Origin of the sequence: Bacteroides bouchesdurhonensis (assembly GCF_900155865.1) — a bacterium.
Classification (GTDB): Bacteria; Bacteroidota; Bacteroidia; order Bacteroidales; family Bacteroidaceae; genus Bacteroides; species Bacteroides bouchesdurhonensis.
Genome location: NZ_LT707006.1, coordinates 3,371,452 through 3,396,789 on the forward strand (window position 1 = coordinate 3,371,452; position 25,338 = coordinate 3,396,789).

The 25,338-nt window shown below is 36.9% G+C and carries 31 protein-coding genes and 2 pseudogenes; 10 read left to right on the top strand and 23 right to left on the bottom strand.

Features of this window, described 5'->3' with window-relative positions:
- Window positions 1-8: 8 nt before the first annotated feature.
- From CZ225_RS14270 to CZ225_RS14285, 4 genes are all read right to left on the bottom strand, one after another.
- On the bottom strand, window positions 9-1,562 hold the full coding sequence (locus tag CZ225_RS14270; RefSeq protein ID WP_077154561.1) for an SLC13 family permease: 1,554 nt from the start codon (window positions 1,560-1,562) through the stop codon (window positions 9-11).
- Window positions 1,563-1,573: 11 nt separating this feature from the next.
- A complete protein-coding gene (gene cysQ, locus CZ225_RS14275) occupies window positions 1,574-2,398 on the bottom strand; it encodes a 3'(2'),5'-bisphosphate nucleotidase CysQ (RefSeq protein ID WP_077154562.1) in 825 nt (274 codons plus the stop codon).
- A 252-nt stretch (window positions 2,399-2,650) separates the two neighbouring features.
- Window positions 2,651-3,139 (bottom strand): SPOR domain-containing protein, encoded by a 489-nt coding sequence (locus tag CZ225_RS14280; protein WP_073350192.1) that lies wholly within the window; start codon window positions 3,137-3,139, stop codon window positions 2,651-2,653.
- A 117-nt stretch (window positions 3,140-3,256) separates the two neighbouring features.
- Entirely contained in the window at window positions 3,257-4,027 is a 771-nt protein-coding gene (locus CZ225_RS14285) for an SDR family oxidoreductase (RefSeq protein WP_077154563.1), read from the bottom strand.
- A 174-nt stretch (window positions 4,028-4,201) separates the two neighbouring features.
- Here CZ225_RS14285 and CZ225_RS14290 point away from each other — a divergent pair, with 174 nt between their 5' ends.
- The 4 genes from CZ225_RS14290 to CZ225_RS14305 all read left to right on the top strand — a co-directional run bounded on the left by CZ225_RS14290 (window position 4,202) and on the right by CZ225_RS14305 (window position 6,391).
- Window positions 4,202-5,452, top strand: coding sequence for a DEAD/DEAH box helicase (locus CZ225_RS14290; protein WP_077154564.1), 1,251 nt, complete (start codon window positions 4,202-4,204; stop codon window positions 5,450-5,452).
- A 76-nt stretch (window positions 5,453-5,528) separates the two neighbouring features.
- Window positions 5,529-5,738 (top strand): YtxH domain-containing protein, encoded by a 210-nt coding sequence (locus tag CZ225_RS14295; protein ID WP_025075632.1) that lies wholly within the window; start codon window positions 5,529-5,531, stop codon window positions 5,736-5,738.
- Between the two features lie 29 nt (window positions 5,739-5,767).
- Window positions 5,768-6,130 carry a phage holin family protein gene (locus tag CZ225_RS14300; protein WP_025075633.1) on the top strand — a complete coding sequence of 121 codons (363 nt, stop codon included), beginning with the start codon at window positions 5,768-5,770 and terminating at the stop codon, window positions 6,128-6,130.
- A gap of 3 nt (window positions 6,131-6,133) precedes the next feature.
- Window positions 6,134-6,391 carry a hypothetical protein gene (locus CZ225_RS14305; protein WP_077154565.1) on the top strand — a complete coding sequence of 86 codons (258 nt, stop codon included), beginning with the start codon at window positions 6,134-6,136 and terminating at the stop codon, window positions 6,389-6,391.
- Window positions 6,392-6,439: 48 nt separating this feature from the next.
- Here the strand turns inward: CZ225_RS14305 and CZ225_RS24385 are convergent.
- From CZ225_RS24385 to CZ225_RS14315, 3 genes and pseudogenes are all read right to left on the bottom strand, one after another.
- Window positions 6,440-6,643: pseudogene (locus CZ225_RS24385) on the bottom strand (AAA family ATPase); the annotation flags it as partial.
- A 98-nt stretch (window positions 6,644-6,741) separates the two neighbouring features.
- Window positions 6,742-6,834, bottom strand: a complete 93-nt coding sequence (locus tag CZ225_RS23705; protein ID WP_159441774.1) for a smalltalk protein — start codon at window positions 6,832-6,834, stop codon at window positions 6,742-6,744.
- Window positions 6,835-6,874: 40 nt separating this feature from the next.
- Complete coding sequence (locus CZ225_RS14315) at window positions 6,875-7,396, bottom strand: HU family DNA-binding protein (protein WP_077154566.1); 522 nt, start codon at window positions 7,394-7,396, stop codon at window positions 6,875-6,877.
- A gap of 279 nt (window positions 7,397-7,675) precedes the next feature.
- Between CZ225_RS14315 and CZ225_RS14320 the strand changes: the two genes are divergently transcribed.
- Entirely contained in the window at window positions 7,676-8,011 is a 336-nt protein-coding gene (locus CZ225_RS14320) for a hypothetical protein (RefSeq protein ID WP_077154567.1), read from the top strand.
- A gap of 73 nt (window positions 8,012-8,084) precedes the next feature.
- Window positions 8,085-8,303 (top strand): annotated as a pseudogene (locus tag CZ225_RS24705) (nucleotidyl transferase AbiEii/AbiGii toxin family protein); the annotation flags it as partial.
- Window positions 8,304-8,317: 14 nt separating this feature from the next.
- On the opposite strand, the gene CZ225_RS14330 reads toward CZ225_RS24705, so the two are convergent.
- From CZ225_RS14330 to CZ225_RS24390, 16 genes are all read right to left on the bottom strand, one after another.
- Entirely contained in the window at window positions 8,318-8,710 is a 393-nt protein-coding gene (locus tag CZ225_RS14330) for a WbuC family cupin fold metalloprotein (protein ID WP_077154568.1), read from the bottom strand.
- Between the two features lie 776 nt (window positions 8,711-9,486).
- The gene (locus CZ225_RS24590; RefSeq protein WP_262483209.1) at window positions 9,487-9,612 is read right to left on the bottom strand and encodes a hypothetical protein; all 126 of its coding nucleotides are present in this window, start codon (window positions 9,610-9,612) and stop codon (window positions 9,487-9,489) included.
- Window positions 9,613-9,623: 11 nt separating this feature from the next.
- On the bottom strand, window positions 9,624-10,820 hold the full coding sequence (locus CZ225_RS14335; RefSeq protein ID WP_077154569.1) for a glycosyltransferase family 4 protein: 1,197 nt from the start codon (window positions 10,818-10,820) through the stop codon (window positions 9,624-9,626).
- A gap of 15 nt (window positions 10,821-10,835) precedes the next feature.
- Window positions 10,836-11,690: an NAD-dependent epimerase/dehydratase family protein gene (locus tag CZ225_RS14340; protein WP_077154570.1), complete on the bottom strand. Its 855-nt coding sequence runs from the start codon at window positions 11,688-11,690 to the stop codon at window positions 10,836-10,838.
- Between the two features lie 4 nt (window positions 11,691-11,694).
- Entirely contained in the window at window positions 11,695-12,729 is a 1,035-nt protein-coding gene (locus CZ225_RS14345) for an ATP-grasp domain-containing protein (RefSeq protein WP_159441775.1), read from the bottom strand.
- A gap of 12 nt (window positions 12,730-12,741) precedes the next feature.
- Entirely contained in the window at window positions 12,742-13,965 is a 1,224-nt protein-coding gene (locus CZ225_RS14350) for a type III PLP-dependent enzyme domain-containing protein (RefSeq protein ID WP_077154572.1), read from the bottom strand.
- A gap of 9 nt (window positions 13,966-13,974) precedes the next feature.
- Window positions 13,975-14,601: a sugar transferase gene (locus CZ225_RS14355; protein ID WP_077154573.1), complete on the bottom strand. Its 627-nt coding sequence runs from the start codon at window positions 14,599-14,601 to the stop codon at window positions 13,975-13,977.
- 81 nt (window positions 14,602-14,682) lie between these two features.
- Window positions 14,683-15,360 (bottom strand): PIG-L deacetylase family protein, encoded by a 678-nt coding sequence (locus CZ225_RS14360; protein WP_077154574.1) that lies wholly within the window; start codon window positions 15,358-15,360, stop codon window positions 14,683-14,685.
- Window positions 15,361-15,376: 16 nt separating this feature from the next.
- Window positions 15,377-16,570: a glycosyltransferase family 4 protein gene (locus CZ225_RS14365; protein WP_077154575.1), complete on the bottom strand. Its 1,194-nt coding sequence runs from the start codon at window positions 16,568-16,570 to the stop codon at window positions 15,377-15,379.
- Between the two features lies 1 nt (window position 16,571).
- Entirely contained in the window at window positions 16,572-17,462 is an 891-nt protein-coding gene (locus tag CZ225_RS14370) for an ATP-grasp fold amidoligase family protein (RefSeq protein ID WP_394334022.1), read from the bottom strand.
- A gap of 45 nt (window positions 17,463-17,507) precedes the next feature.
- Window positions 17,508-18,536, bottom strand: coding sequence for a glycosyltransferase (locus CZ225_RS14375; protein ID WP_077154577.1), 1,029 nt, complete (start codon window positions 18,534-18,536; stop codon window positions 17,508-17,510).
- Window positions 18,537-18,574: 38 nt separating this feature from the next.
- Window positions 18,575-19,663 (bottom strand): hypothetical protein, encoded by a 1,089-nt coding sequence (locus tag CZ225_RS14380; protein WP_129585810.1) that lies wholly within the window; start codon window positions 19,661-19,663, stop codon window positions 18,575-18,577.
- 307 nt (window positions 19,664-19,970) lie between these two features.
- On the bottom strand, window positions 19,971-21,086 hold the full coding sequence (locus tag CZ225_RS14385; protein ID WP_083714651.1) for a polysaccharide pyruvyl transferase family protein: 1,116 nt from the start codon (window positions 21,084-21,086) through the stop codon (window positions 19,971-19,973).
- Complete coding sequence (locus CZ225_RS14390; RefSeq protein WP_077154579.1) at window positions 21,083-22,267, bottom strand: Coenzyme F420 hydrogenase/dehydrogenase, beta subunit C-terminal domain; 1,185 nt, start codon at window positions 22,265-22,267, stop codon at window positions 21,083-21,085. The genes CZ225_RS14385 and CZ225_RS14390 overlap by 4 nt, the downstream gene beginning before the upstream one ends.
- Window positions 22,260-23,585 (bottom strand): oligosaccharide flippase family protein, encoded by a 1,326-nt coding sequence (locus tag CZ225_RS14395; protein ID WP_129585811.1) that lies wholly within the window; start codon window positions 23,583-23,585, stop codon window positions 22,260-22,262. Before CZ225_RS14395 ends, CZ225_RS14390 begins: the two co-directional genes overlap by 8 nt.
- Before the next feature lie 302 nt (window positions 23,586-23,887).
- On the bottom strand, window positions 23,888-24,043 hold the full coding sequence (locus CZ225_RS24390; protein ID WP_004314171.1) for a hypothetical protein: 156 nt from the start codon (window positions 24,041-24,043) through the stop codon (window positions 23,888-23,890).
- A gap of 14 nt (window positions 24,044-24,057) precedes the next feature.
- Here CZ225_RS24390 and CZ225_RS23910 point away from each other — a divergent pair, with 14 nt between their 5' ends.
- The 4 genes from CZ225_RS23910 to CZ225_RS14420 all read left to right on the top strand — a co-directional run bounded on the left by CZ225_RS23910 (window position 24,058) and on the right by CZ225_RS14420 (window position 25,322).
- The gene (locus tag CZ225_RS23910) at window positions 24,058-24,468 is read left to right on the top strand and encodes a hypothetical protein (RefSeq protein ID WP_181981457.1); all 411 of its coding nucleotides are present in this window, start codon (window positions 24,058-24,060) and stop codon (window positions 24,466-24,468) included.
- Between the two features lie 62 nt (window positions 24,469-24,530).
- Entirely contained in the window at window positions 24,531-24,866 is a 336-nt protein-coding gene (locus CZ225_RS14410; RefSeq protein WP_004310306.1) for a hypothetical protein, read from the top strand.
- Window positions 24,867-24,873: 7 nt separating this feature from the next.
- The gene (locus tag CZ225_RS14415; RefSeq protein ID WP_005643957.1) at window positions 24,874-25,089 is read left to right on the top strand and encodes a hypothetical protein; all 216 of its coding nucleotides are present in this window, start codon (window positions 24,874-24,876) and stop codon (window positions 25,087-25,089) included.
- A gap of 11 nt (window positions 25,090-25,100) precedes the next feature.
- Entirely contained in the window at window positions 25,101-25,322 is a 222-nt protein-coding gene (locus tag CZ225_RS14420; protein WP_005643956.1) for a hypothetical protein, read from the top strand.
- Window positions 25,323-25,338: the final 16 nt, after the last annotated feature.

The following is a 25,338-nucleotide window of genomic DNA, read 5'->3' on the forward strand; positions in this document are numbered from 1 at the left end:
TTAGTTTATTAAAACTTCCAAATCATTGGAATCAGAATCACAGAAATTAAAAATGTTATAATATTAAGTGGCAGTCCAATCTTGACAAAATCCGTAAACTTATAATTGCCAATACCTTGAACAATTAGATTAGTCTGATAACCAATCGGGGTTGAGAAACTGGCAGAAGCAGCCATACAGATCACCACAAAGAATGGTGTCGGACTTACTCCCAATTGAGAAGCTATCGATAAAGCCAACGGAAAAGAAAGAGCAGCCGCAGCATTGTTAGTAATCAATTCCGTAAACAAATTAGTTATAATAAACAGCATAGCAAGCAACACATGTGGTCCGTAATCGTCACTCAATCCGATAATAAACCTAGCTACACTATCAGCCACCCCCGAATTAACCATCGCCTTACTAATTGCAAATGCACAAGCAATAGTAATAAGAATATCCCAGGAAATATACTTAGTATACTTACGAGCAGGGAAAATATTAGTCCACGCCATTATAATAGTAGTAATGGAAACAAAGAAAAACATATCCAGCTTAATATCCGGAAACATTTCTTTGGTTACAGGAAGCTCGCCTACCGTAGCACCAACGATCATCAATACCAATAAAATCAAAGCAAGCCAACGTTTCTTCTTACCTGCAGCATCCGGATCATTACCATTTGTCAACAGCACAAACACCGAAGACTCTCCCCATGTCGGAATAAACGTATCATCAGCCATTACCACAAGCGTATCACCTTCACGAAGCACTACCTCATTCAGATTCGCAACATACCGCTGTCCGCTACGAGTCTTTATCTCTTTCACTTCAGCTCCATAATGACGTTGGAAATTAAAATCACTTAGTTTTTTATTGATACCGGGGAAACGTGCACCCAACACAGCTTCCACGCGATGTAGCTTTTCTCCTTCTTCTATTTCCTCATCAGGAACAGCCATATCCGGACGAGCATCCGGTAAAAGTCGTTTGGAAAAAAGAAAAATATAAATAATACCGGCAATAGCAATAAAAATTCCTACTTTACCCAACTCAAACATGGCGAAACCTTCAAATCCCGCCTCCAAAATCATCCCATGCACCACCAGATTGGTAGAGGTCCCAATCAGAGTACAAATACCTCCGAGAATTGTTACATAAGAAAGTGGAATCAGAAATTTAGTTGCCGGAAGTTTAACAGACTTAGCCCAATGTTTAATGATAGGAGCAAATATAACAACTACCGGAGTATTATTAAGAAAAGCAGAAATAAATGCGACCGAAGGCAAAATACGCAATTGAGCCTTAAAAACAGAAGTACGCCCTTGTGGAAGTAACTTCTTAATCACTTGTCCCAATGTACCTGATTGGCGAATACCCTCACTCACCAAGAACAATAAAGCAACAGTAATCATACCTTTATTACTAAACCCTTCAAGCATTTCTTTCGGAGTCAGAATTCCGGCACACAAAAACAGGACTACTACAGAAAAAAGTACCATACCCGGACGCATCTTATCAGCAACCAGAGCAGCTACCATCCCTAATAAGGATAACAGTACAAATACAATTTCAAATGTCATATAAACATTAATTAGTGTTCTCTTTTTTTCTCAACGATGAACCACGGGTTCAATAAATCTTCCTTGTTATATTGGAGAGGTTCCTCTTTACCTGCTTGATATAATTCCATTCCGGCAGCCCTGGCTATCGCATGCCCGGCAGCTGTATCCCATTCCATAGTCGGAGCAAAACGCGGGTATACATCAGCTTTACCTTCAGCAACCAAACAAATCTTAATAGAACTTCCACTCGATATTAATTCAATAGCACCGTGTTTCTTCTTTAAATCTTTAATATATGTCTCAGTCTCAGATGTCAAATGTGAACGGGAAGCAACCACTACAAAATGATCCCGAACTTCCTTTACCGGTAACTTTTCCGATTTCCGTATCAACTGTTCCAACGTTATCATATTATCTTCCAAACAGCTAATCCCCTTACATTTATAAGCCCCTACTCCATCCACAGCAAAATAGAGTTCTTTTGTCACAGGAACATAAATCACACCGGCTACAGGTATAGACTCGTGCACCAAAGCGATATTCACCGTAAATTCTCCATTACGTTTAATAAACTCTTTTGTTCCGTCCAACGGATCTACTATCCATAAAGTATCCCAACCGCGTCTTACTGCATATTCCAGCTGCTTACCTTCCTCACTAAGAACAGGAAAAGGAGTCTCATTCAAAATTGAGACGATCACTTCGTGTGCTTTTCGGTCTGCTAACGTTAAAGGAGAATTATCCGCTTTCCTCTCTATTTCAAAATCCGATGTCGGATCATTATAAATAGAAAGAATTTTCTCGCCAGCTTTCAAAGCCGCATCAATAGCAGCCATCACATATTTTTGTTCCATCAGAATCTTTATATTAAAATTGACCTATCAATCAAGGTCATAAATCTCCTAAATTAAGAATTGACAAAAGTAAAAACTTTCTTTGCTAAAAAAGTTTCACATCCCTTTTTTATAACTTCTTTTAGTAGATAGCTAAATAAATCTAAAAATATATTCATACAACTCTAATAAAAAAGCAGTAACTTCCCAGTTACCGCCTTCTTATTCGGGAAACAATACACATTCCTCCCGATATATATTACCAAAAAGAAATTAATTAATACGATATAACAACCAAGCGTCCTTAAAACGGCTCGGATATTTAGCTTTGATAGCATCACGTGCCTCAGCAGCAGAAGGTTTATCAGCGAACGAGCTTGCAACAACACGATACATAGCTTTTTCAGCATTGAATACGATTGTAGCCTTATACCCTTGTGCATCCAACCAATCTCTCAGTCCCTCAGCATTTGCTTTCACGCTAAAGCTACCCACAATGACGCTGAAATCCTTCAACCCTTGATTACCGGAGATAACAGTAACCTTTTCCTGACGAACCCCAGAAGTATCCGTAGTCTTAGTTGTAGTAACAGGAGCAGTCACTACCGGAGTCACTTCTACCGGAGCCTCCACCTGCGGTTCAGCCAACTCTTGTTGTTTAGCTTTCTCATAAGCTTTTTTATAGGCGCTTTCGCTAGATTTACAAGAGGCAAATGCCAGCACTATGCATACCCCCATTCCTAATACGACCAATTTTTTCATACCTTTATACTCTGTTTTAATTAATAATTCAATGTTATCGTCTACTTATATTTAGTTTCCGGCAACAAAATAATAGAAATTTTATCATCCGGCAAAAGAAATCCAACGAAAAAACGTTTATTCCTCCTTCTTCTTATAAGAAATAGTTCCCGTTGCCTGATAAGTCGGCATCAAAAGCACTTCAGCTATTTGAATGTGTGCAGGAGCCGACGCTGCAAAATAAACCGTTTCAGCAATATCATCTCCCGTCAAAGGGCGAATACCTTTATAAAAATTATCAGCAGCCTGCTTATCACCCCTATAACGTACTACTGTAAAATTCGTCTCCACCATACCCGGCTTTATATTCGTCACCCTCAGCGGAGTATCTACCAGATCAATCCGGAGACCATCCGAAAGTGCCTTCACAGCCGCCTTGGTAGCACAGTAAACACTACCTCCCGGATATGCTGCGTCACCGGCAATAGAACCGATATTAATAATGTGTCCACGTCCACGCTCGACCATTCCCGGCACAACCAAACGTGTCATAGCCAACAAAGCTTTGATATTCGTATCTATCACAATATCCCATTCATCCAGATTTCCTTCAAATTCCTTATCCACTCCGATTACCAGTCCGGCATTATTTACCAGCACATCAATAGATTTCCATTCTTCAGGCAGAGTTTCCAATGCCACAGCAGCCTGTTTTCGGTCACGTACATCGAAAGGCAATATATACACCCGGACACCATTAGCAGCCTCCAATTCCGATTTCAATTTTTCAAGTTTCGACACAGTACGTGCATTCAAAATCAGATTCCATCCTTGAGATGCAAATTTACGGGCACAGCCTTCACCAATACCACTACTTGCACCGGTAATAAAAACAATCTTAGTTTCCATTATGTTCCATTTTACAATATCAAAAGGCAAAAATACGTCTTAACATTCATTGGTTAGTCCCGAAGCGTAGTTAAATAAGATTAAACCACTTCATAAAAAAATGAATACTTCTTACCAGATCGTATCTTTGTAGAATCATATAACAGAGCCGCGAGGCTCATTCAACTATTTTACATGAATTTTGAAAATTTGAATTTAATAGAGCCACTTTTAAAAGCTCTGCAACAAGAGGGTTACGCTACCCCCACTCCCATCCAAGAACAAGCCATTCCAATTGTACTTCATGGAAAAGATTTATTAGGTTGCGCACAGACTGGTACCGGAAAGACAGCTGCCTTTTCCCTCCCAATCCTACAAAAATTGTATAAGACAGATCAGAAGAAAAATATCAAAGCCCTGATTTTAACTCCGACACGTGAATTGGCTATTCAAATCGGTGAATGTTTCGAAGCCTACGGACGTTATACGGGAATAAAACATACCGTCATCTTCGGTGGCGTAAGTCAAAAACCGCAAACAGATGCTTTGCAGGGAGGAACACAAATACTAGTAGCTACTCCCGGAAGATTATTAGATCTGATAGCCCAACACTATATCTCTCTCAAATCGATTGATTTTTTTGTATTAGACGAAGCAGACCGTATGCTCGACATGGGATTTATCCATGACATAAAACGCATACTTAAACTACTTCCAATTCAACGTCAGACCCTCTTTTTCTCCGCAACAATGCCTCCTGAAATAGAGAAATTGGCTAATTCCATGCTAACCAATCCGGAAAAGGTAGAGGTAACACCAGCCTCTTCTACAGTAGACACCATTTCTCAATCCGTCTATTTTGTAGAAAAACAGCAGAAAAAAGACTTACTCATTCACCTGTTAAAGAATCCATCCGTCGAATCCGTGCTTATTTTTACTCGTACAAAATATGGTGCGGATAAGCTAGCACGTACCCTGACAAAAGCCGGAATAGGAGCAGAAGCAATCCATGGTAATAAAACCCAGAATGCACGTCAACGTGCGCTTACCAACTTCAAAAATCACACTCTCCGAGCATTGATTGCTACAGACATAGCTGCCCGAGGTATCGATGTAGATTTACTATCCCATGTCATCAACTATGAGCTACCCAATATACCGGAAACTTACGTTCACCGCATCGGACGCACAGGTCGTGCCGGAAACGAAGGAACAGCAATCTCTTTCTGTGAATCCGAAGAACTCCCCTATTTAAAAGATATTCAAAAGTTAATCGGCAAGAATATTCCGGTTGTTAAAGATCATCCCTTCATCACACAAGAAGGCATCAAAGCGCAGAACGAAAAGGCGGAAGAAATCAAAGTCAAAACGAAAGAAAAAAAATCATATCGTGGAAATCGGGCAAACGGAAATTACTGGCGGAGAAAAAAAATGAATAAAAACTAATTATTTTTTCATCATTAGAGAACAATATTCCGATAAAAATGTTATATTTGTGATATTCATTTAAAATTTTAAAGATATGAAAGGATTAAATGTATTAGCAGCTTTTCTAGGTGGTGCAGCCGTAGGCGCAGCCCTTGGTATTTTGTTCGCTCCTGACAAAGGAGAAGACACTCGTCACAAAATTGCAGAAATTCTTCGCAAGAAAGGTATCAAGCTGAATCGCAGTGAGATGGAAAATCTCGTTGATGAAATAGCAGCTGAGATGAAAGGAGAAATAGCAGAATAAAGTAACAAAGGATTAAAAACAGAGCGATCATGTTTGCAGACGATAAAAGTATTGAGAACTTTCAACAATTGTTTTTCGAGTTTAAGAAATATCTAGAACTTCAAAAAGAATACACTAAATTAGAGATTACCGAGAAGTTAGCCATACTTCTATCCACCTTAATTATGGTTTTAGTGCTTATTATTCTTGCCATGGTGGCTCTGTTTTACCTGCTTTTTGCATTAGCTTATATCCTGGAGCCTATAGTTGGCGGCTTAATGATAAGTTTTTCCATCATAGCAGGAATTAACATCTTACTGATCATCGCTGTGATTATTTTCCGCAAGCGACTCATTATTTCTCCAATGGTGAACTTCCTTGCCGGTTTAATTTTAACCGATTCAAATAAATAAGTTATGAGCACGCAAATCCCCCCAAAACTGACTTTAGATGAAATAGTCCAACGCAAAAAAAAGTTACGAGGTGAAATCCAAGTTCAGAAGCAGGCAATGATAGCCACTGTACGCAATATATTTTCTCCTCTCCCACCGGCGAATAATAAAACAAACGCAATTATGCGTTCATTCAATACAGGAATGGCAGTATTCGATGGTGTAATGCTGGGCATAAAGCTCATGCGGAAGATACGGAAATATTTTAGAAATTTGAGATAATGGATTCTTCAACAATCCATTTCTCCAAATCTGTTTGCAAGATAAGATCTACACGTCCTTCACTTGTATAATACCAAATCGCCTGTCATACCCCTTAATTGTAAGATATCTACTTTGGTAAATTACTGGAATAGGATTTTGTGAAGTCGAGTCAATACTATTTAAAACATCAGCATCAGTTTCTTCATGTGCCATACGATGTAAATCATAATGATCACGTTTCAGCAATTTGACTAAATAAGTCGGTGTACCTTATACAAAGATAAGTTTTTCTTTCTACAACACAAAGTAGGCGGGAAAGTTTTTCCCGCCTACACCTTTATTTAGTTATTGATTTGCTAACTACACAATCACAAAGTTGCCGCTTGCACTCCAAGCACCCCGGCAATGGCACCGGCAACAGCAATAATAACTTTTAATACCACACTCCACGTTTTCTTCATAGATTTTTTCTATTTTTAATTCAACAATTCATTTTATAGCTTACAATGTGGGATCCGGTGATTCTCCACTGTCATCACCGTCACCTTTGTCATCTCCCCCTTCACCTCCATCAGGATTTTCCGGTGTCACAATCGCATTGATTTTCTTCAGATAATCATCCAAACTAATCAAGTCAAGCTTCTCATCCGCACGACTAGCTGCTTTTGTGATCCGTAATTCTTTATTTGCTTGAAAGAAAATACGCACACTCTCCACACTATTGGCAGTAATATCCTTCGCCAGATCTGCACCTTTCGAACGAGCCGTCAGCATAAACACTCCTAAACCTTCGATATTTACCGACTTACCCTCCAGCAACTGTTCCTTCAACTTATCCACAAAGTTCTGAATGACACTTTTGATATCACCAACTGAAAGCGAAGAACGATCCTGCATCTTTTGCGCAAGAAATTTCAAATTAACAGTCTGACCTAAAGTAACCAAATGCGGATAAAATCTCTTAGGAGAATTAGAAACACGCGGATCCGATGGTCGCGTAACGATTTTGTAAATTACACTCATAATACGTTTTTTTTAAGATTTAAATTCAAGTTATTTTTTCACGTTTTGTTGATCAACGATGCAAAGGTGAAGCTTTTATTTTGGATGGGCAATAAAAAAAGCTCCGCAAGGAGCCTTTTTATTTAAACAAGTTATCATATCTCTCATATTCAATACATTATAAACCAGATATCAACTCAAAATCTTATAACTTTCAAATTTAATTCGCATAAATTCATTTATAAATTTGCTTACCTATTAAAAATTAATTAAATTTGTATATGTCTAAATATATAATATATGGCAGCAATAGATATTGTAAAGTCTGAATTATTAGCCAAATTAAAGCAAGAACATTGCTTTTGGTCCTTCAATGAAAATTCAATCAAGAACATCCCAGATGATATATTGATTGAAAAGACCTTGTTACATCTCGATTTAGAGGAAATCAATCAACTGTTTTTAATATATCCTTTTAAAAAAATAAAGCAAGTGTGGCTTGATTATCTTGTTCCACAGGAAGAGTATCTTTACACATTGAACCGCTTTTTTGCATGGTATTATTTTAAGGTAAAGAGACCAGATACTTATATAAAATCTATGGCAACTCGCCATCTTAATAAAATACTGTCATGAAAGGTCTGGCACCACACACAGCAAGTATTTGAAGCTGCTTCTAAATTGGAATGTATCAAGTCCTACATTTTAATACTCTATTTTAAAAAGTGGGGTCTTTATTAATGATTTAGTTTCTTTGGCACTAACATATTCTGGTCATAAATTGAAATCCAAGAATTTATTAGCAATGCTTACTAATGGAAGTCACTTTACAAGAGATGCCCTTTTTGAACAACTCCAACCCATTTATACACTAACAACGCTAGAAATTGAAAACTATATAAAATCCTGCCTACAGGAACAAAAATAATGATGGACCGATTATTAATACAATATATCTTCCGGTTGGAATGGAATATAAGGTCCGTCTTTTACTTCAAAAACTACCGAACCCTGCTCTAATACCTCTAATGTGTGCCATTGTCCGATAGAGATATGAACACCATAATTCCCATTCAAAGGATCTAATAAAAACGATTCCGTTTCAGCTCCCATCTCATTATAGAACATCACACGAATTTTTCCTCGAAGAAGCATATAAGTCTCTGCCGTATTACGATGACGATGAATAGGAAGTACAGTCCCTATTTCCAATGCATTCAATAAACGTTGAGCTTTCGCATCAAGAGAATCATGAAGATTAAAATTCATTCTCAACCGTTCACTCGCTTTTGCCTTCTCTGAAACCTCATCTAATAAGCTATTATCTATAATCATAATTTTATACCATTTTAATTTTCAGATATTCCTCATGTAAATCTTCTTTAAATGACACATACACTATTGCCAATACGATTATTATACAGAAATACATCCACTGATTGATTTGCAAAGATACTAATCCGACTGGAATTATCTTATGAAATCAGATAAATAATAATTTTTCTTCACTCATAGCTCCACACATCATCCACTGTTAATGGTTTGAATACTGCAACCTTTCGACATGATGTTACCAATTTCACCATCAGAAGGAACATAATGTAACTGCCCAAATAGCATAAGAAACAAATGATTTTTACAGTAAATATCCGAAAAGTCAAGCAAGTAATAGAAACAATTAATATCGCTCACACAAAAATTCCCCCCCTATTTTTTGATCTAACAGTACAAGCACGCATTGTCTAATCTTTTAAAATTATATACAGACCACAATCAAGGAAAGTTCCAGGAATATGCATAACGAAATCTCCAACAACCATTTTTCGGCTTCTGAGACCTATTCCGTATATGGAGAGGAAAACCATTCCTCTTCATTACATTTTCCACTGAGAGAGAAAATGCCCCTGTTCTGCCCTCAGGCTGGAGAGCAAGTTCCCACTATTTTTCCGCGGGTTTTGTACTTAAAAATATGATAATATACGTTATTCTATAACTAGAACGTCTGAAGAGACATTCCATAATCCACCGCCTCAGTTAGATACTAAATGTAAAATCTTTCAAAGGCTTCACAACTATACATTTTAATTCGTATCAAAGATATATACATCATTTTAAAGCCCACTAATTTGAGCACTCATCAATTTATTAACATCATTCCACTCAATGTTAGAGTCAAGGTTAACATCGATATTAAAACCAACGCCAAATTCCAACGGAGTCAAGAAATTTTTCTCCATATTGTTCACCATTATAGCGTTTGAACAAACTTTTCTAGAATTACTTCTTTGGAGTATTTCTCTTCGCAAATCTTACGAGACTTCATTCCCATCTCAACCAACACTGTCTTTTCAGCAACTGAAAGCGACTTCAAAAATATCAAAAGACCTTCTCTATCATGAGTATCAAAGCAATACCCCAAACCATTTTCCTTGACGGTCAATGCAATCTCACTTCTCAGGTCACCGATGAAAAGTATTGGTTTACCAGCAGCCATGATATTATATGACTTCGATGGAACTCCAAGACCATACATACCATCCACAAGCTTTATCAAAGCTAAATCACAAGCATTTAGCACATCATACTGCTGTGAACGAGAATAAGCTCCATTCAACATTATATTCTTCAATTGTTTCTCTTTAATGTATTTCTTGATATTCTCGAATTCACTCCCTGTCCCCCAGATACTAAACTGCAAATTCTCATTACCTGTTTCCTCTAGAATTTTAATAAACTCGCTCACGCCCTGAGCTTTACCTACATTACCAGCATATTCGATGACAATCTTATCAGTAGTAACAATATCTGTTTTCCGGGGTTGTATCGACACGATATCTCCCCAGTTCTCTATCTGTACCACTTTCTGCTTCTGAGCAGACTTAAATCCTAGGACCTTATTCTGCATCACCTCCGTCATGTCCCGTCCAAGACTTATCATTGTGTCAACAGTTGCGTAAGCTCTATTGAAAATACACCCCATTATCCTGTAAGCTACCAAAGGCAGATTCATATCTGTATAAAGTCCTTCTGGAAAAACATCATGCACCAACATCGTCAAATGAAACTTTCTACGTCTTCTCAACCAGGCTCCAAGTACTATCATGGGAAAAGGATTGCTTACCATCAGCACCTTGTCCTCCTTACGAACTGAACTATTCAGCACTTTGTATAGCCGATAACTCATCAGTACAAACTTCTTTATTCTCGACAATTTACAATTCTTGTCTTCCTCTATACCTTCTACTCTGATTAACTTGATGCCATCGTCCAAAATAAATTTGTTGTTGGCAACCTGTTTCTTATTCTTGTCATATACAGCCGGACCGCACACAACTGTCACATCATACTTCTTGGTCATCGCATTTGCTATCTCCCCCATAATGTAACCAGTCGATGTTTCTTCAGGTGGAAACAGTTCCGAAACCAACCATAGTCTTTGTTTCATTAATATCTTATTATGTTATGATTCGGTGTTCTTAATTGATTTTTCAAAGCTCACTATGCAATAGTCATAGTTAAAGTAGTCCGATAGTACTAGGGTGTAGTTGTCATTTCCCAATCCTCTACGTACCTTCTTTGATAGTTTCACTGCTATCCAGATAAACGGATTGAAGATGCTTGGAGTTGGTAACTTCCTGCCATGCACCTTGGCTATCTCATGAATAATATCGCAAGTCGAAACCAATTCTTTGTTCTGCGGAGTCAGCACACCGTTCAACTCCTTGTCTATCACCTTGCGAATAAACTCGCAGAGGTTGTCAATATATATCATACTCTTCTTATTGTGATAGCAAGGGAAGAAAGGCACTTTCAAAGCAAGTTTCACAACGGTGTTGTAGTTACCCTTGCAACCCTTGCCATAAACAAACGGCGGACGGACGTATGAAATCTTAAAGTGTTCATTTTCCAGCTTCTTCAGTCCCAAGTCACCTTGATACTTGCTGTCACCGTAAAAACTGGTCGGATTTTCAATCTCACGAATCTTCAAGTCATCACAACAATCGCCATAGACATTCATTGAACTAAAATGAATGAAATGCTTCACACCATTCTCTTTGCAGGTTTTTCCAATATTAATCGGTAAGTCACGATTAATGGCATAAAACAGAGGTTTCATATTTTCTGTTATATTACCTATATGAGCAAGACCGGCAGTATTTACTACAGTTGTATACTTAGTGTAATCCGCCTCTTTCCATTTGTTTTCTCTGGATGAGATTATATCAACATCATATTCGGAAGGAAATGCATCAAGCCATGCTTTGATTTTACACCCAATATAGCTATCATCACCAATTACAAGTACTTTTCTCATTCTTTTATGCTTTAGCAAACATTTCCAAGTATCTTCTGTGCATCTTAATACCATATTCAATATTGACTACTGGCAGTTCTTCTCCAATAAGTTGCTTGACACGAAGATAAGGCAGGTTCAGACCACCTTCTTTGAATATCTGCATAGTAGCAGCAATACGAGGATTAATCTCCATCAAGACAGGATGACCATTTTCGTCAAACTTAAAATCCAAGTCAGCATTACCATCCAATGCCAATGCACCGATTACTTTCTCTGCTATCTCGTATGCTTCGTCGTTTTTTTTCAATGTAGCTACCTGTGGTATACTTGCAAGATTTACGTTGCTTTCACGACCAGCCATATATAGAATCTTACCTCTGTCAGCCAATAGATCAACCGAATATTCCTCGCCAGGCAGATACTCCATCGCCATCATTTCAGGAAATGAAGGCTTCTCTGACAAAATACCCCTCAACTCATCGTATGAGATGAAGAAAGAGTTGGGTTTCTCATAGAAAAGAAGGTCGAACTTCGACTTAGTCGGATCAACAATTCTGATACCACGACTACCACTACTCTCTGTCGCTTTCAAGCAAACCGCTTTCTGAGGATAACCAATATATTCAAATGCCTTTTCAAACTCCTCAAGGTTTCTAACTGGACAATACTTCGGAGTTCTAAATCCGCGAACAGCCATGAACTCATAGAGTGACAACTTGTTATTTGATATTGAGATAGCATCACCATCAGAAACAGAAAGCACAGTACCGACAGCTTTAAACTCATTACGTCTTCTCTGTAACTCTTCCAATTCATTCGACATGAAAGGCATCAACACATCAACATTCTCGTTCTTACATATTTCAATCAGAGCATCCACATAGTGAGGATCAGAGGCTGGAGGAACCAAGAAATATTCATCTACCATCTGTAAAAGTGTCTCATCACTCTTCATATCCACACCAATCACCTTCACCTTTCGTTCCCCGTTATTATGCAGACAAGCTGCAAGACCTGGCATGAACTGCGCACCAGACGCAGTCGTAAGTATAGTCAAATCCCTCATAATTTAGAAAACATAAGTGGTGAATACATCGTCAAATTCTTCTCTGCGCTTGATTACACGGCTGTTCCCATTCTCATCAAGCTCACACATTGCACAGTTTGGAGCAATGAATGGTGGTTTAGAGTTGTTGGAGTAACCTCCCACATTAGCAAATACCACATAGTCGCCAACTCCTAGTTTACCGTTATAGGCAGTATACATCACATCATGCTCTAAGCAAGTATAACCTACAAAGTTTGCATTATTCAATTCTATCCGTTCTTCTGAGCAACATATAACGTCTATTGGTAACTGCTTCATCTGACAAATGTCCCCAATCATGTGTTTACTGCAATCCATCACCACAATATCCTGACCTTTGATACGCTTGATATTGTCAACACGTCCGACAAAGTCAATATAGCTGTTAATGATTGTTGTACCTGGTTCTGTAAAAAGAATAGGCTTCTTTTCTTCTGGCAACGAAGCATAGTGTTCAGCAAATGGAATGGCTACCGCAGCAGCATATTGCTCAAAAGATGGAATATTGTTACCAAATTGCTCAGCAAGCGAAGGTTTCATTACAGCAAACATTCCGCTTCCCAAATTTAGATACTTCGGTGGTTCTGGCTGAAAGTACTTATCAGCAAGGGTCAGCATAACTTTAGCTCTATTCTTCCATGCTTGAATGGTACGAGACTGACCGATATGGCAGTGAAGACCTTCTACCTTCACACCATTTTCTTTTAGCAAATAGAAAGCAAGATCAAGGTCTGAGCTATCGCTATCAATGCCGAAGCGGGAAATGAAGTGCTGACCAATATTAATGTTAACACGAATTCCTACCTTCAGCTGTTTCTCAGCATGTGCTTCTGCAATTGTACAAACTTTTTTCACTTCCTCTATGTTGTCAATATTAAGAATGCCACCAGCAAGCAGATGCTCAATACTAAGCTCAGTCTTATAAGGACCATTGTAAATGATTTTCTCGTTATTATAACCCAATCGTTTTGCCACGTTATATTCCATGTCTGAAACTACTTCGGCATAACCACCTAGTTGTTTAACAATCTCACAAATGACAGGTGTATAATTCGTCTTGTAAGAGTAAGCCAACTGATACTTAGGATACAAATTCTTAAAACACTCCTCAAAATGGAGATAGTTCTTCACAAACTCTTCCTTCTGAAACACATAAAGCGGTGAGCCATACTTAGCTACCAGTTCATTTATTTTTTCTTTGGTCATATTTATTAATTATTTTACTTCAAATCCCTGTTTTATTCTGTATTCCTTCAAATGTGGACGCTCGTCAATACCATAATTTTCATTTACACGTTTGAAGAGTATAATGAGTGTATAGAATACCACCTTCAAATCTAACCACAACGAAATGTTATTGACATAATCAACCTCATATTCAAACTGTTTTTCATATGTTGTGATTGGCTCTAACGATAATCCATCAGGGGGTATCAAACCACCACGAACTCTATGTCTCACCCTTTCGTTTTCTTTGAAGTATGGTAAGTCACAAGCTCTCAGTGGTCTCGGACCCACTATCGACATATTACCCATAAGTATTGAGAACAATTCCGGCAACTCATCCAATGATGTAGAACGCAACATGATTCCGAACTTGTTCAGTCGCTGCTGTTCACTGAGAAGATTGCCACTCCCATCTTTCGAATTAGTCATCGAGCGAAACTTATACATCTTGAATATCTTCTCCCCCTTACCAATCCTCTCTTGTGAGAATAGTATCGGATTTCCCATCCATATCCTCACACAAACAATAATGATGAGATAAAGCGGTGACAATATTACTATTGCAATCAGAGATAACAATATATCAAAGAATCGTTTAAAAAAATGTCTGTACATTATTTGATTTATCTAGTTTGAAAGTTATGAAGTTGAAAAGTGTACAAAAATAAACGGTAACGATGAATATAAAGAGAACAATTAGATTCTTTTTAAGACAACCTCAAATGCTTCCGCATAGTTTGTTCCGCTCTGTGCTCCACGATATGCAGCCAAACTTTTTATAGCTTCCTCTGAACGAGGATGAGGATATGGTCTCATTACTCCACGATAAGCCGCCAAAGCAGCAATCTTAACATTTACATTATCTCTCCCTACCTCAACAAACGTATTCGGCTGGAATCTGTTCATACTTGTGTTAACAGACCATTCTGTGGACGAAAGAACTTCCATAAACCAAAACTCCTTCAATGGTTTAACCTCAACACGACGCTGGAACAACCTTATTGCAGCCTGACAAGCCATACTTGTGTGCATGTGATCATTATTCGTGTCTGCAGGATGATGAGTAATTATCACGTCACAGTTACTTGCCACAATCGCTTGCTCAATAAACTGGACTAATGACAAATGAGTTGAATTGTTCATTTCGATATTAGGGAAAGTTCCCTTGTATTTATTCCTAATATCAAGTATTCTAGCACTTGTATCAAGGTCGTCATTCAACTCGTTATCTTCTGGACGAAAAGCACGAACCTTCGCTTCCGTACACATAATACAAATATCAACATTGTGACCTTGTGAAGTCAATTTCTTTATCGTTGCACCACATCCCAATACTTCATCATCAGGATGAGCAACTACTACCAAATAATTCATATCTTTTACTAAAAAATTATTTTATTTTTTCATTTTCAATCTTTAATCTCAACTGATCGTAGAAATCCTTGCGTTTTTTGTCTAAAATTTCCTTCTTAAATTCCTTACTACAATTGAAGTTGCGGACACTTGTCCCACAATATAAATTTGGGTCACAATACAGCAGAGTGACAATTCTCACTATTGCATTCACATCTCCATAATCGAACAGGAATTTATCCTCAATCAACTCTGGATTTCCTGAGACACGAGTAGTAAGACAAGGTAATCCCATTGCCATTGCCTCTATAACGACACGTGGCAGTCCTTCAGCCTTTGTTGGGAATACAGCAATATCAGCTTTACGTAGAACTTCTCTCATATTGCTGTAATTCATAAACCCTGTGAACTTAATCAGATCAGCCACACCTAACTTTTCTGCCATTTTGGTAAGTTTAGCTATGCCATCATGATAATCTTCGCCAACAAATGTAACTCGTACTAGAATGCCTTTTTTCTTCAGTTCTACAAGAGCAAAAATCAAGTCGTTATGTCCTTTTCGACTATTGAAATAAACTTGATTTGAGACATGAACAATGTCAAGATAATCCTTTTGAGGGAAACTACGTGATCTATAGAAGAAGTCATTAGGCAACTCAATAGATGAATAAGAAGAATTTATAGCATCAGGCAGATTTGACCAATAATGCGATTGTAAATAACATTTCGTAACTGGTGCTAGTCCGATCGCTTTATTACAAGCTACAATCATCTGTCGATGCAATATTCTCCAAAGAGCCCTTTGGAGAAATGAAGGATTCGACTTAATTTCATCTACACAGTCGAAAACGAGTTCTGCAGCATAAGGCAGACCTTTCTTCTGTGCAATATTGCACACGACCTGACCTGTTGTGCCAGGAATACGGAATATACCTAAGTTACATCCATTGCAAACTCCACGAAGTTGTCTCTTTACCTCAAAATATACCTTAGCATACTGTTTTGGACCACTGAAGTTTGTTATTGGCCATATTTCAATACGAGAATCAGAGACCTTTATGTTATTCTTTCCTAATTGTTTCTTATCAAAAACTTTGGAGCAACGTACCACCAATCTGACTTGATCAAAAGTCATAAGGTAACGTCGAACTAATGTATTACAAAAATCGCGAACGTAATATTCCTGTCCAAAGAAACAAACATCCTCATCACAAGCTACTAAAACTTTCATGCTACTTATATTTTGTAGGTAATTTCATCATACTACCAATTTTGTACTCCCATTCTTCTGGTTCAAGGGGAACAAAACCAGCATCGTGATAAAATGTCATTTCACCCAAATAGACCTGACCATTTATCAAATAAAAGTCAACTCTGACATTAGGTAGATTGAAATGTTTGGCTAGTTTTGAGCCAACTTCTTTCATTTCATCCCACTGCTTGAAATATGATATTACCTGATTTTTATTTCCAAAACCTTTGGATGTGATTGGAAGATGCTTGAGATTCATGTCGTACCAATCGAATTTTAAGGTATCTTTTCCAACAAATCTTTCTGTGGCATAAAACATCACTTTAGGTTCACCATTGAAAAACATAATTTTGTAATCAACCAATTCGCTACCATCATAGTTTTTCATAAACTTCTCTGCAATGAATCTTGGCTTAACATCGTAATATGCCCACTCCCTGTTGATTTTCCAATTTGTACGTGCAGAATTTTCAAGTCTCCTTCTTACTAATTCTATGTTTATTTGCGACTTATCTTCACAGATAAACACACCTGAGCCACCCCCTCCATTAACACTTTTCAACACGAACTGTTGTGGAAGAGTGTAAAAGTCTATATCTTCAAATTTATCCCATACACCAAGTGTAGGAATAAGATATTTCTCACCTATGACATCTTTTATAACACTTTTAATTTCTGCCTTATCCACTAAAGAAGTAAGGATAGGATTGCGATAATTAATTTTAAGCCAGTTAATTTTTTCATTAAAAGTCTGTGGATTATCAAGATGCAACTTCCTACCCATAATTAACCTATAACGAATCTTAAGATAAATTTCATCTGGCATCCATGTACAAGTTCTCGCAATAATTGCTGCTATAATTCTACTCAAAGTCATAATGTTTAACTTAATTAAACTATATTATTTTCTACAAACTTAGTCTCTTAATAACTCCAATATGTAGTTTTTTAAAGAATTGTAGTTTTCATCCCAATTATGATATTCTTTAACATAATTATATAACAAATCAACTTTCATACTAGCTTCTTCAGGCTTTGAAATGATCTCGTCTATTGCCTTTATCAGACTTTCTGCATCTGTATATGTATAAAAACAATCTGGTATATCTTTAAATGCCCAGAAGTTGTGAGGTTCTCCAATTGTAGGACATTTATAGGCAAATCCATCAAGCATCTTATTAAGAATGCCTGCGTGTTTTGGCATAATCATAAGATTGATGTCAATTTGGTCAAAGTACTCTTTCAAGTCCTTTACTTCGCCTATACACTTTATATTTTCATATTTGCCAAAGTAGTCTTTTTGAAACTGGTTCATACCTCTACCACATATCCTGAGTTCTATATTGGGGTTCATTTTTACTACATTTTTCCATACATACTCTAAAAAACATCGCTTTTCACGTCCAACAATTCCACTGTTCCAGCTAGACAAAAAACCAAGGATTATCTTCCCATCTTTGATTCTCTCAGCTTTGCTTACTGAAGGAAGATTTACACCATTTTGTATTACCATTATTTTGTTGGATGCATTCTTTCCAATTATTCTGTCGAAATAACTCTTATCACTATATGACACAAGCATAACCCTTTTATATCGATTAAAGACAAGTTTCTCCAAGAAACGATCTTGAATATACCTTAGATAATCAATGTTTCTGTCTTTGAACGACAATATTTTTTTCCCTTTGAAATAGTGGTATTGTGACAAGTCAATAAGCGAAATAGCATCTACCATTAACGATAATTGGCACTTCGATTTATCTCTTTTCATTACATCAATAGGTTCCAACAAACCATAAGGCAATATGATATCGTAATTCATCGCTTCATCTATATTGTCAATCATTGGTATATCAACACTAGGGAACTTCTTCTGAATGTTTTCAAAAATCACCCTAATACCTGTTGGTTTGAGATCACGTGAATAAAAGCATAAAGTTTTCATATAACAGATGCTGATTAGATGTATATTTGACCAAGGATTTATACAAGTTTTTTATAATAATATTTTGCTATCATGATTTTTATAATGATAGAGACTATAGATGACATAAAAAGAGAATCAATAAAAAAAGAAAAGGACCTAGCAAACACTAGAGTATAAAAGAAGAAAAAAAGAATTAATCTGAAAGGAGGCCTTGCTAGCATTTTTCTATTGTTATCACCGTAGAAACACATAAAGACATAAATTGCTACGAGGATAAAACACATAGGATAACCTCCCCATAACAACCCGTCACATAATCCTGTAACTCCAGAAGAGTGATGTACATTTTCGGGAACGCCATCAATCACTCTGGTCATATATGCAGAACCACCTCTTAGCCCCAACAGCATTGGAACATTTGAGAAATCAAAACTCCACATATCATTATCAATAACATCTTTTACTTTTACATAATAAATACCCGTCAAAAATGTACGTATATATAAAGAGGAGTTATCTTCATTTGTATTGCCTGCCTTTTTCACTGTGCTCATTAAATTTTCGACAGTCAACTGACCCGAATCGCGTGCTTGCTCAATAATAGGATACATAATAGATAGCGCAATCACTAAAGGCAGAATGTATTTGATTACAAACTTTCGATTTACATAATTTGCAAAAGCAAGCATGATAAACACGGGCAAGAAAGACAAAACAAAAGCACCTTTGCTATTTCTTACAAACATCTCCAACAAGGCATAAACTACAAATATGATGACTGTAGTTTTTTTTATCTTATTACCTTTAATTATCTGGTCGTATATAAACACTGCAAATATATAAGGATATAGGTTAGCTCTGTACTCATCAATAATACCATTAAGATGAAACGGAAGAACTGTTTTCGCATCAAAATGATCACCTGCAAGACCTAAAACAAGTGTTAGAAATTGAAGGGAAAAAACCAAAAAAGTAGCCCCAATAAAGTACCTATTTATTTTATTAGATTGAACTTTATTTGGCAGTGTCCGCTCTACGACAATATCTTTTGTTATTCTTGTAAACGATAATAGGATATTGAGCAATAGAAATATAATAAAAAACAGATAATTACCCCAAATTGCTAATTGTTTATATTCGCTCAATGTGATATAATTTCTAAAAAATCCAACACTTGATAATTCGAAAAATGAAACAACGTGTACACTACAGAAAATATACAATATCAAAAACATAGCAAACACCCTTGTTTGCAAATTTGTCACTCTCCTAAAATAATTTCCAATTAAAAACAAATTTAGGCCCGATATTAACACATCAGTTGTATCAAATTCATACTTTATGGTAAATAGAATTGTAAATGTTGAAAGGATAAGAAAAAGAATTTTTCTCATTATGCTGATTTAATCGTTGTATATACAGATTAGAAAGTTTTCCAAGAACACATTTGTATTAAGCGAGAGAACTTCTTAGAAAAGATATACTTTCTTCGCGAAGTTTATCTAGTTTTGTATCAACCTCATCCCAATCGATTGAGTAATTAAAACTATTATAACTTATTTCCGAGTAGCTCGCCAATGCTTTCCTCAAATTCATCTTACCCAGCAAATTCTTAATTCTAGCACCTCCTCTTCGTTCATTTTGAATTACTATAAACTTTTTATGATATAAAATAGAAAAAACAGTACCATGAAAAGAATCTGTTACTATATAATCAGCATCTCTGACCATTGAAAGCCATATAGACACACTGTCTGTACTTATGATATTCTCGTTAACACTTTTTATTATAACATCTTTATCTAAACCTTTTCCCAATAATTTTATTACTTTTTCTTTTTCTTGATTATTATCTAGTATGTATGCAAAAATATAAGGGCAAGAATTAACTCTGGACTCCTCAACTTTTGCATAGTCTTCTCGATTTAGTAACAAGGTCGGATCAAGAACAGATAATACATCTTTTCTTTCAAAGTAAGTCTTACACAATTGTATTCCACTATCTTCACGAACACTAACATAATCAAACATCCAAAGTAATTTTTTACATTTAATAGTTTGTTTATCAGTATATTCCCACTTAGAAGTTCCAAAAGAGGCCGCATAAGAAATTCTCCTCAAGTGCAGATCTTTCACATATTTAAGATATAAATCTTCAATCTTCCAATTATAAGCAGGTCGCCATGTCTGGTCGCTACCTACAATCAACGCTTCTAGACCGTTTTCTAAAACATCTTCTCGTTTATACCAAACTCGTTCAGAAGTACTTTTAATATATTTTTGTATAAAACTCTCCATTCCAATTTTCCGAGAATCTATAGATTTTTGAGATTCAGGTAGCCTGCTATGTGTGATAAAGGCTTTTATATAAGAAAGAAAAAATTGGATTAAAGTAATCTTACCAATTCTCAATGTTAAAGGTTGATGCCCTAATCTCAACAACACTTGCTGAAGGGCAAAATTCTGTAATACTCCTCCGTAATTTAATCCTAAAGGCTGTGTTAATATTCCAATTTTCATATCATATTCTAAAGTTTGAAAACTAATTTTAATTCGACCGTTTTTCAACACTTTATTCTATTCAATAATGCCCCAAAATACTTCTTTATGAATATAATGACTTTCCTCCAAGGAGAAACATAAGTGCAAGTCTCAATAATCAAATTAAAAGGCTCTTCTAGAATGTAATGTTTAAAGAAGAATTCTCTTTTCTCAGGCTTACTTGTAGAGCTGAAATATACAGGGTTGTTATATGTAGCCTCGCATAATGTTGTTTTCTTGCTTTCAAAATCACAACAATTGAAGTAGCTCTCTCCCTTATCCGTATTAATAATAGCTAAACCAACTCCTGATAAATCAAAGAAACTTGGGAAGAAACGTTTTACACCCCAGAAATCAGCTATGGTCAAATCCGACCTACTTGTTCCTCCCTTTGCTGGACAAGAATAACATGAAGGTCGAAGATAAAGGTCTTTTAAAAACCCCTTCATATATGGATTTTTAGTAAACGAATCTGAGGTCATAACTAATTTTTTATTTTCATCATCTAAAGAGTTTCCCCAGACAACAAAGCCGAATTTTTGCCAGTTGTGACCAGTTCTAGATTTTTCTCTAAAACTTATATCTGTTACTTCAAATTTACCAATAAATGTTTCGTTTAAATATTTTCTCCAAACGCCTGGACTTGGAACCCCGTGACAAATAAAGTCAATGGTAAAAAGATTATTATATTCTTTTCTGAGATACAGTTTCAATGCAGCTATTTGGCATGATGTACCTATGTACATAACCTCCTTATCTTCTTTTAAATATTTCTCTGTTTCGGCAAATGTATTCTCAACTCTGCTCTGCATGTACTTACTTCGCATCATCGGTTCAAGTTCTTCGAGTGTTGTTGCTGCTACATGGTGAGCTTCCCAATTTTCATCGAAAACAACACCAAACACGACTCCATCTTTCTCAATATTTTTCTCTGCCAACGCAATGAACAAGCCTCCAGAAGAACTTAACTCCCGTTTTTGTAGATTTCTATTTTTTACCGCATAAACCTTCAACGGTTCTTTCGTTTCTGCTTGATTAATTATAGGACAAACCTTCTCGCAAAGACCACAATCTATACAAATCTCTGTATCAACATGAGGATACAAGAAACCTTCTTCGTCCTCTTTCATGATGATGCATTGTTTTGGACAACGCTGCACACAAGCAGAACAACCACAACACTTAGATTTGTCACTTATTTCAATCATTTTTTCTTCTAACTTTTGATACAATCGCTAATACAGGAAAAGCGAAAAGTCTTCGCTCATTATCGGTAAGAACAAAATGCCATGCTAAAGGAATATAAACAGCCATGAAAGATACAGTAAATATCAATAAATCAAATATGCTGTCAATATCAAATAGATGTTTTAGACAAAGAAACAATATCGTAACAGTAACAGGTACAATACTCATTTTTATGATCTCTTTCCAAAAGCCTAAAATATCTATATTTTGTTTCCTTTGATAAAATATATTCATTATAACACCTTGCCCAATCACTAAAGCACCACCAATGGCTAGCGCACAACCTATGCCTCCGTATAGTTTAGATAAAGGAATCTGCAAAGCTAAACTTACTAATGCAATAGAAATATAAAGAATACTTCTAAACTTCATTTGATTACGAGCCTGTAGAATGCTAATACCTAAGTTCTGGATAAGTGGAGCAAGTAAAGAAACAAAGAATATTAATGTTATTATGAAAGCATCACTATATTCATCCCCTGCCCAGTAATAGATAAATTGCTTACCTATAACGATAAAACCGGAAATCACAAGACTTATTATAATATACTGTATTCGACCAGTTCTTATAAATAAGTCTGAAACCTCCTTCATATCTACCTCCTTGACTACCATGCTTGTTATCCTAGGAAGAAAAACTCCCGAGATTGCAGTTGAGAACATCATATACATTTGTTGCAACATAATTGCAACAGCAAACACCGACACAGCTACTGTTCCTGAAACAGCACCAAGAACGAACTGCCCCGTGCTCCAATATATTCTCTCCATTATAACATTCAAGAAAATCCAAAATGAATATACTATAATTTCTAGTAATAATGATTTCTCTATCTTCTTATAATGTATTTCAATATGAATTCTATTTTTACAATAGAAATAGTTTAGACCTAGTACTATAAAGTTAAAAGCAGTTTGAATTACAACCATAGCAATCGCCTTGTAACCAAAACATAGCAATGCAATCATTATTCCAGTACTAAGTATAGTTTTTAGGATTTGAACTACTCGTAAAAATATAAAATCCTCGTATGCTGTGATAATAGCACCGTAGATGCTAAGTGGGAAAGTCGCAGCTAGATTTATAACCATCAAAAGAATTATAACCTTAGTTCTGGAAAGTTCAACGACAGAAAGGGCTTCACCAAAGATTGCTTCAACATTAGAGTAAAGTACGATACCAACGAGTAGCGTAATTAACCCAATTGCATAGTATAGCATAGTGAAGTTACGAAAAGAGTGTAATTTATTGGAAATGAGCATTGGGTAATCGCTCATAATAGTAATAGGTTACGAATTAGTTAGTTATCTACTGCATTATTCTTCTGTGCGTTGCGTAACCTTCAAAGAACTCTTCGTATGCAAAAGTAACAATAAAACGGGAGATTTAGAAATGAATCTCCTGATTTTTTCTTCTCACACAAGTTTTTCCGTAAAAGCGATTTTATCCGTCAGCACACCATCGCCCAAAAAGATTTTGAACGAACGTGTGCCGACTGCCGCATAAGCGGAGAAAAGGGCTTTGCCTCACGCCTAAACAATAGTTTAGACTGATGAGACAAGGCCCCTTTCTTTTGTGCTTATGCCAAAGAGGTGCTTTTACGGGGTTTTGACGATTTTTCTTTTTTCGTTGTCCTTTTGAGCCGGAAGCGGAAAGCCGTGTATGACCGCACATTCCATAAATGGAACAAGCCGTCACTCACGGCAGACAAACCGGGAAGAATGATTTTATCCATCCGACCAAACACGTTTGGCCAAACAGATAAAAACATACTTCCTTGCCGATGGTTTGCCTGGTTTCACGCTACCGGCTATGTTCTTTTCTGTTGGGGATGTCTTTCTCACGGATTTCTCTTTTGAAGTTTTCCTGTCTAATCTGCCTCTACTTCCGTTTACCTCCATTTTCGCGCCTTTCAGTGAGCCGCATCAGGCAGTCATTTTCGTGCTGGGTGCAAAGGTAACTCCGGGATTGTACGGGAAAGCAAGGTCAAGCCTCCTGTTTTCTGGAAAAATCTCCAGCCCTTCGGGTAGTATTTTCCCGAAAAACCTTGCATTCCCTAATCCCTACCTTTTTAAGCACCCGAAACGAAAACGACCGATGCGACAGAAAGACGCATTAAAAAAAATGTCGGATAAACGAGAGGCAGATAAGATAGTTTGAAACTCAACTCCCTCAGCTCTTGAATCCGCATTAAAAAACAAAAAATCAAAAACAAAACGGATATGAGAACGGCAATAGCAACAAAATTCGTGGCATGGGAAGTACCAAGTTTGGAGAACCTGCAAGGCAGCAAGGTGTACGGACTTCGCACCAAACTGAACAATGGTGAGAAATTGAGCCGAGAGGAAAAGGATTGGCTTACACGCAACGTGAACAGCAACACCTATTTCAAGAGCGCAGTACCCTTGCAAGGTTGGATGTTTGACTTTTCCGACATTCTCCGAACCTACATTGTAAAGCAGTATGGACATTGGGCGGAATACAAGGCTACCGACAAGACCGCACTCCGCAGTTTCCTATACGGCAGGATAGACAGCATCGTGGAACTTAACAAATGATACGGCTATGACAGCAACGGTAAATTTCAGACAAATGGCGCAATACATAGGGCTTGCGATATGCACCCTAATCATGCGCACCGCCTTTTGGGTGTCCGGCATCCTTTGGTACATCGTCAGAGAGATAATAAACGGAGTGTTCCGAGTGGCAATAGGGGTAATCGTGGCTATTCTTTCCGTTATCCTGTTCTTCGGCTTCATTCTTTGGTTATTCACCCTTTAATCCCTACCGACATGGCAAAGAGAAGAAGCAAGACAGTGGAGCAACAATGCAGATACTACGAGGTGGGCAACATCTTCGAGTACATGGTGGAAACATACCTCAACGGCAATATGTCCGTGTTCCGTGGACTCTACCACGAACTGAACAAGAACGCACGGAAGGACTTTATAGACTTCCTATTGAGCGAGGTTGAGCCGATTTATTGGAGGGAGATTTTGAAACATACTATTTGACAACTCATAAAAACGA

What these genes read in the sequence shown, in the direction of transcription:
- CZ225_RS14320 (WP_077154567.1), top strand. Translation starts at nt 7,676, where the DNA reads ATGGCAGCAATAGATATTGTAAAGTCTGAATTATTAGCCAAATTAAAG.
- CZ225_RS14395 (WP_129585811.1), bottom strand. Translation starts at nt 23,585, where the DNA reads ATGAGCGATTACCCAATGCTCATTTCCAATAAATTACACTCTTTTCGT.
- CZ225_RS14280 (WP_073350192.1), bottom strand. Translation starts at nt 3,139, where the DNA reads ATGAAAAAATTGGTCGTATTAGGAATGGGGGTATGCATAGTGCTGGCA.
- CZ225_RS24590 (WP_262483209.1), bottom strand. Translation starts at nt 9,612, where the DNA reads ATGGAGAAAAATTTCTTGACTCCGTTGGAATTTGGCGTTGGTTTTAAT.
- CZ225_RS14285 (WP_077154563.1), bottom strand. Translation starts at nt 4,027, where the DNA reads ATGGAAACTAAGATTGTTTTTATTACCGGTGCAAGTAGTGGTATTGGT.
- CZ225_RS14420 (WP_005643956.1), top strand. Translation starts at nt 25,101, where the DNA reads ATGGCAAAGAGAAGAAGCAAGACAGTGGAGCAACAATGCAGATACTAC.
- CZ225_RS14365 (WP_077154575.1), bottom strand. Translation starts at nt 16,570, where the DNA reads ATGAAAGTTTTAGTAGCTTGTGATGAGGATGTTTGTTTCTTTGGACAG.
- CZ225_RS14375 (WP_077154577.1), bottom strand. Translation starts at nt 18,536, where the DNA reads ATGAAAACTTTATGCTTTTATTCACGTGATCTCAAACCAACAGGTATT.
- CZ225_RS14330 (WP_077154568.1), bottom strand. Translation starts at nt 8,710, where the DNA reads ATGATTATAGATAATAGCTTATTAGATGAGGTTTCAGAGAAGGCAAAA.
- CZ225_RS14305 (WP_077154565.1), top strand. Translation starts at nt 6,134, where the DNA reads ATGAGCACGCAAATCCCCCCAAAACTGACTTTAGATGAAATAGTCCAA.
- CZ225_RS14315 (WP_077154566.1), bottom strand. Translation starts at nt 7,396, where the DNA reads ATGAGTGTAATTTACAAAATCGTTACGCGACCATCGGATCCGCGTGTT.
- CZ225_RS14295 (WP_025075632.1), top strand. Translation starts at nt 5,529, where the DNA reads ATGAAAGGATTAAATGTATTAGCAGCTTTTCTAGGTGGTGCAGCCGTA.
- cysQ (WP_077154562.1), bottom strand. Translation starts at nt 2,398, where the DNA reads ATGGAACAAAAATATGTGATGGCTGCTATTGATGCGGCTTTGAAAGCT.
- CZ225_RS14270 (WP_077154561.1), bottom strand. Translation starts at nt 1,562, where the DNA reads ATGACATTTGAAATTGTATTTGTACTGTTATCCTTATTAGGGATGGTA.
- CZ225_RS14340 (WP_077154570.1), bottom strand. Translation starts at nt 11,690, where the DNA reads ATGAGAAAAGTACTTGTAATTGGTGATGATAGCTATATTGGGTGTAAA.
- CZ225_RS14350 (WP_077154572.1), bottom strand. Translation starts at nt 13,965, where the DNA reads ATGACCAAAGAAAAAATAAATGAACTGGTAGCTAAGTATGGCTCACCG.
- CZ225_RS24390 (WP_004314171.1), bottom strand. Translation starts at nt 24,043, where the DNA reads ATGGATAAAATCATTCTTCCCGGTTTGTCTGCCGTGAGTGACGGCTTG.
- CZ225_RS14290 (WP_077154564.1), top strand. Translation starts at nt 4,202, where the DNA reads ATGAATTTTGAAAATTTGAATTTAATAGAGCCACTTTTAAAAGCTCTG.
- CZ225_RS14300 (WP_025075633.1), top strand. Translation starts at nt 5,768, where the DNA reads ATGTTTGCAGACGATAAAAGTATTGAGAACTTTCAACAATTGTTTTTC.
- CZ225_RS14415 (WP_005643957.1), top strand. Translation starts at nt 24,874, where the DNA reads ATGACAGCAACGGTAAATTTCAGACAAATGGCGCAATACATAGGGCTT.
- CZ225_RS14390 (WP_077154579.1), bottom strand. Translation starts at nt 22,267, where the DNA reads ATGATTGAAATAAGTGACAAATCTAAGTGTTGTGGTTGTTCTGCTTGT.
- CZ225_RS14410 (WP_004310306.1), top strand. Translation starts at nt 24,531, where the DNA reads ATGAGAACGGCAATAGCAACAAAATTCGTGGCATGGGAAGTACCAAGT.
- CZ225_RS23705 (WP_159441774.1), bottom strand. Translation starts at nt 6,834, where the DNA reads ATGAAGAAAACGTGGAGTGTGGTATTAAAAGTTATTATTGCTGTTGCC.
- CZ225_RS14355 (WP_077154573.1), bottom strand. Translation starts at nt 14,601, where the DNA reads ATGTACAGACATTTTTTTAAACGATTCTTTGATATATTGTTATCTCTG.
- CZ225_RS14335 (WP_077154569.1), bottom strand. Translation starts at nt 10,820, where the DNA reads ATGAAACAAAGACTATGGTTGGTTTCGGAACTGTTTCCACCTGAAGAA.
- CZ225_RS14360 (WP_077154574.1), bottom strand. Translation starts at nt 15,360, where the DNA reads ATGAATTATTTGGTAGTAGTTGCTCATCCTGATGATGAAGTATTGGGA.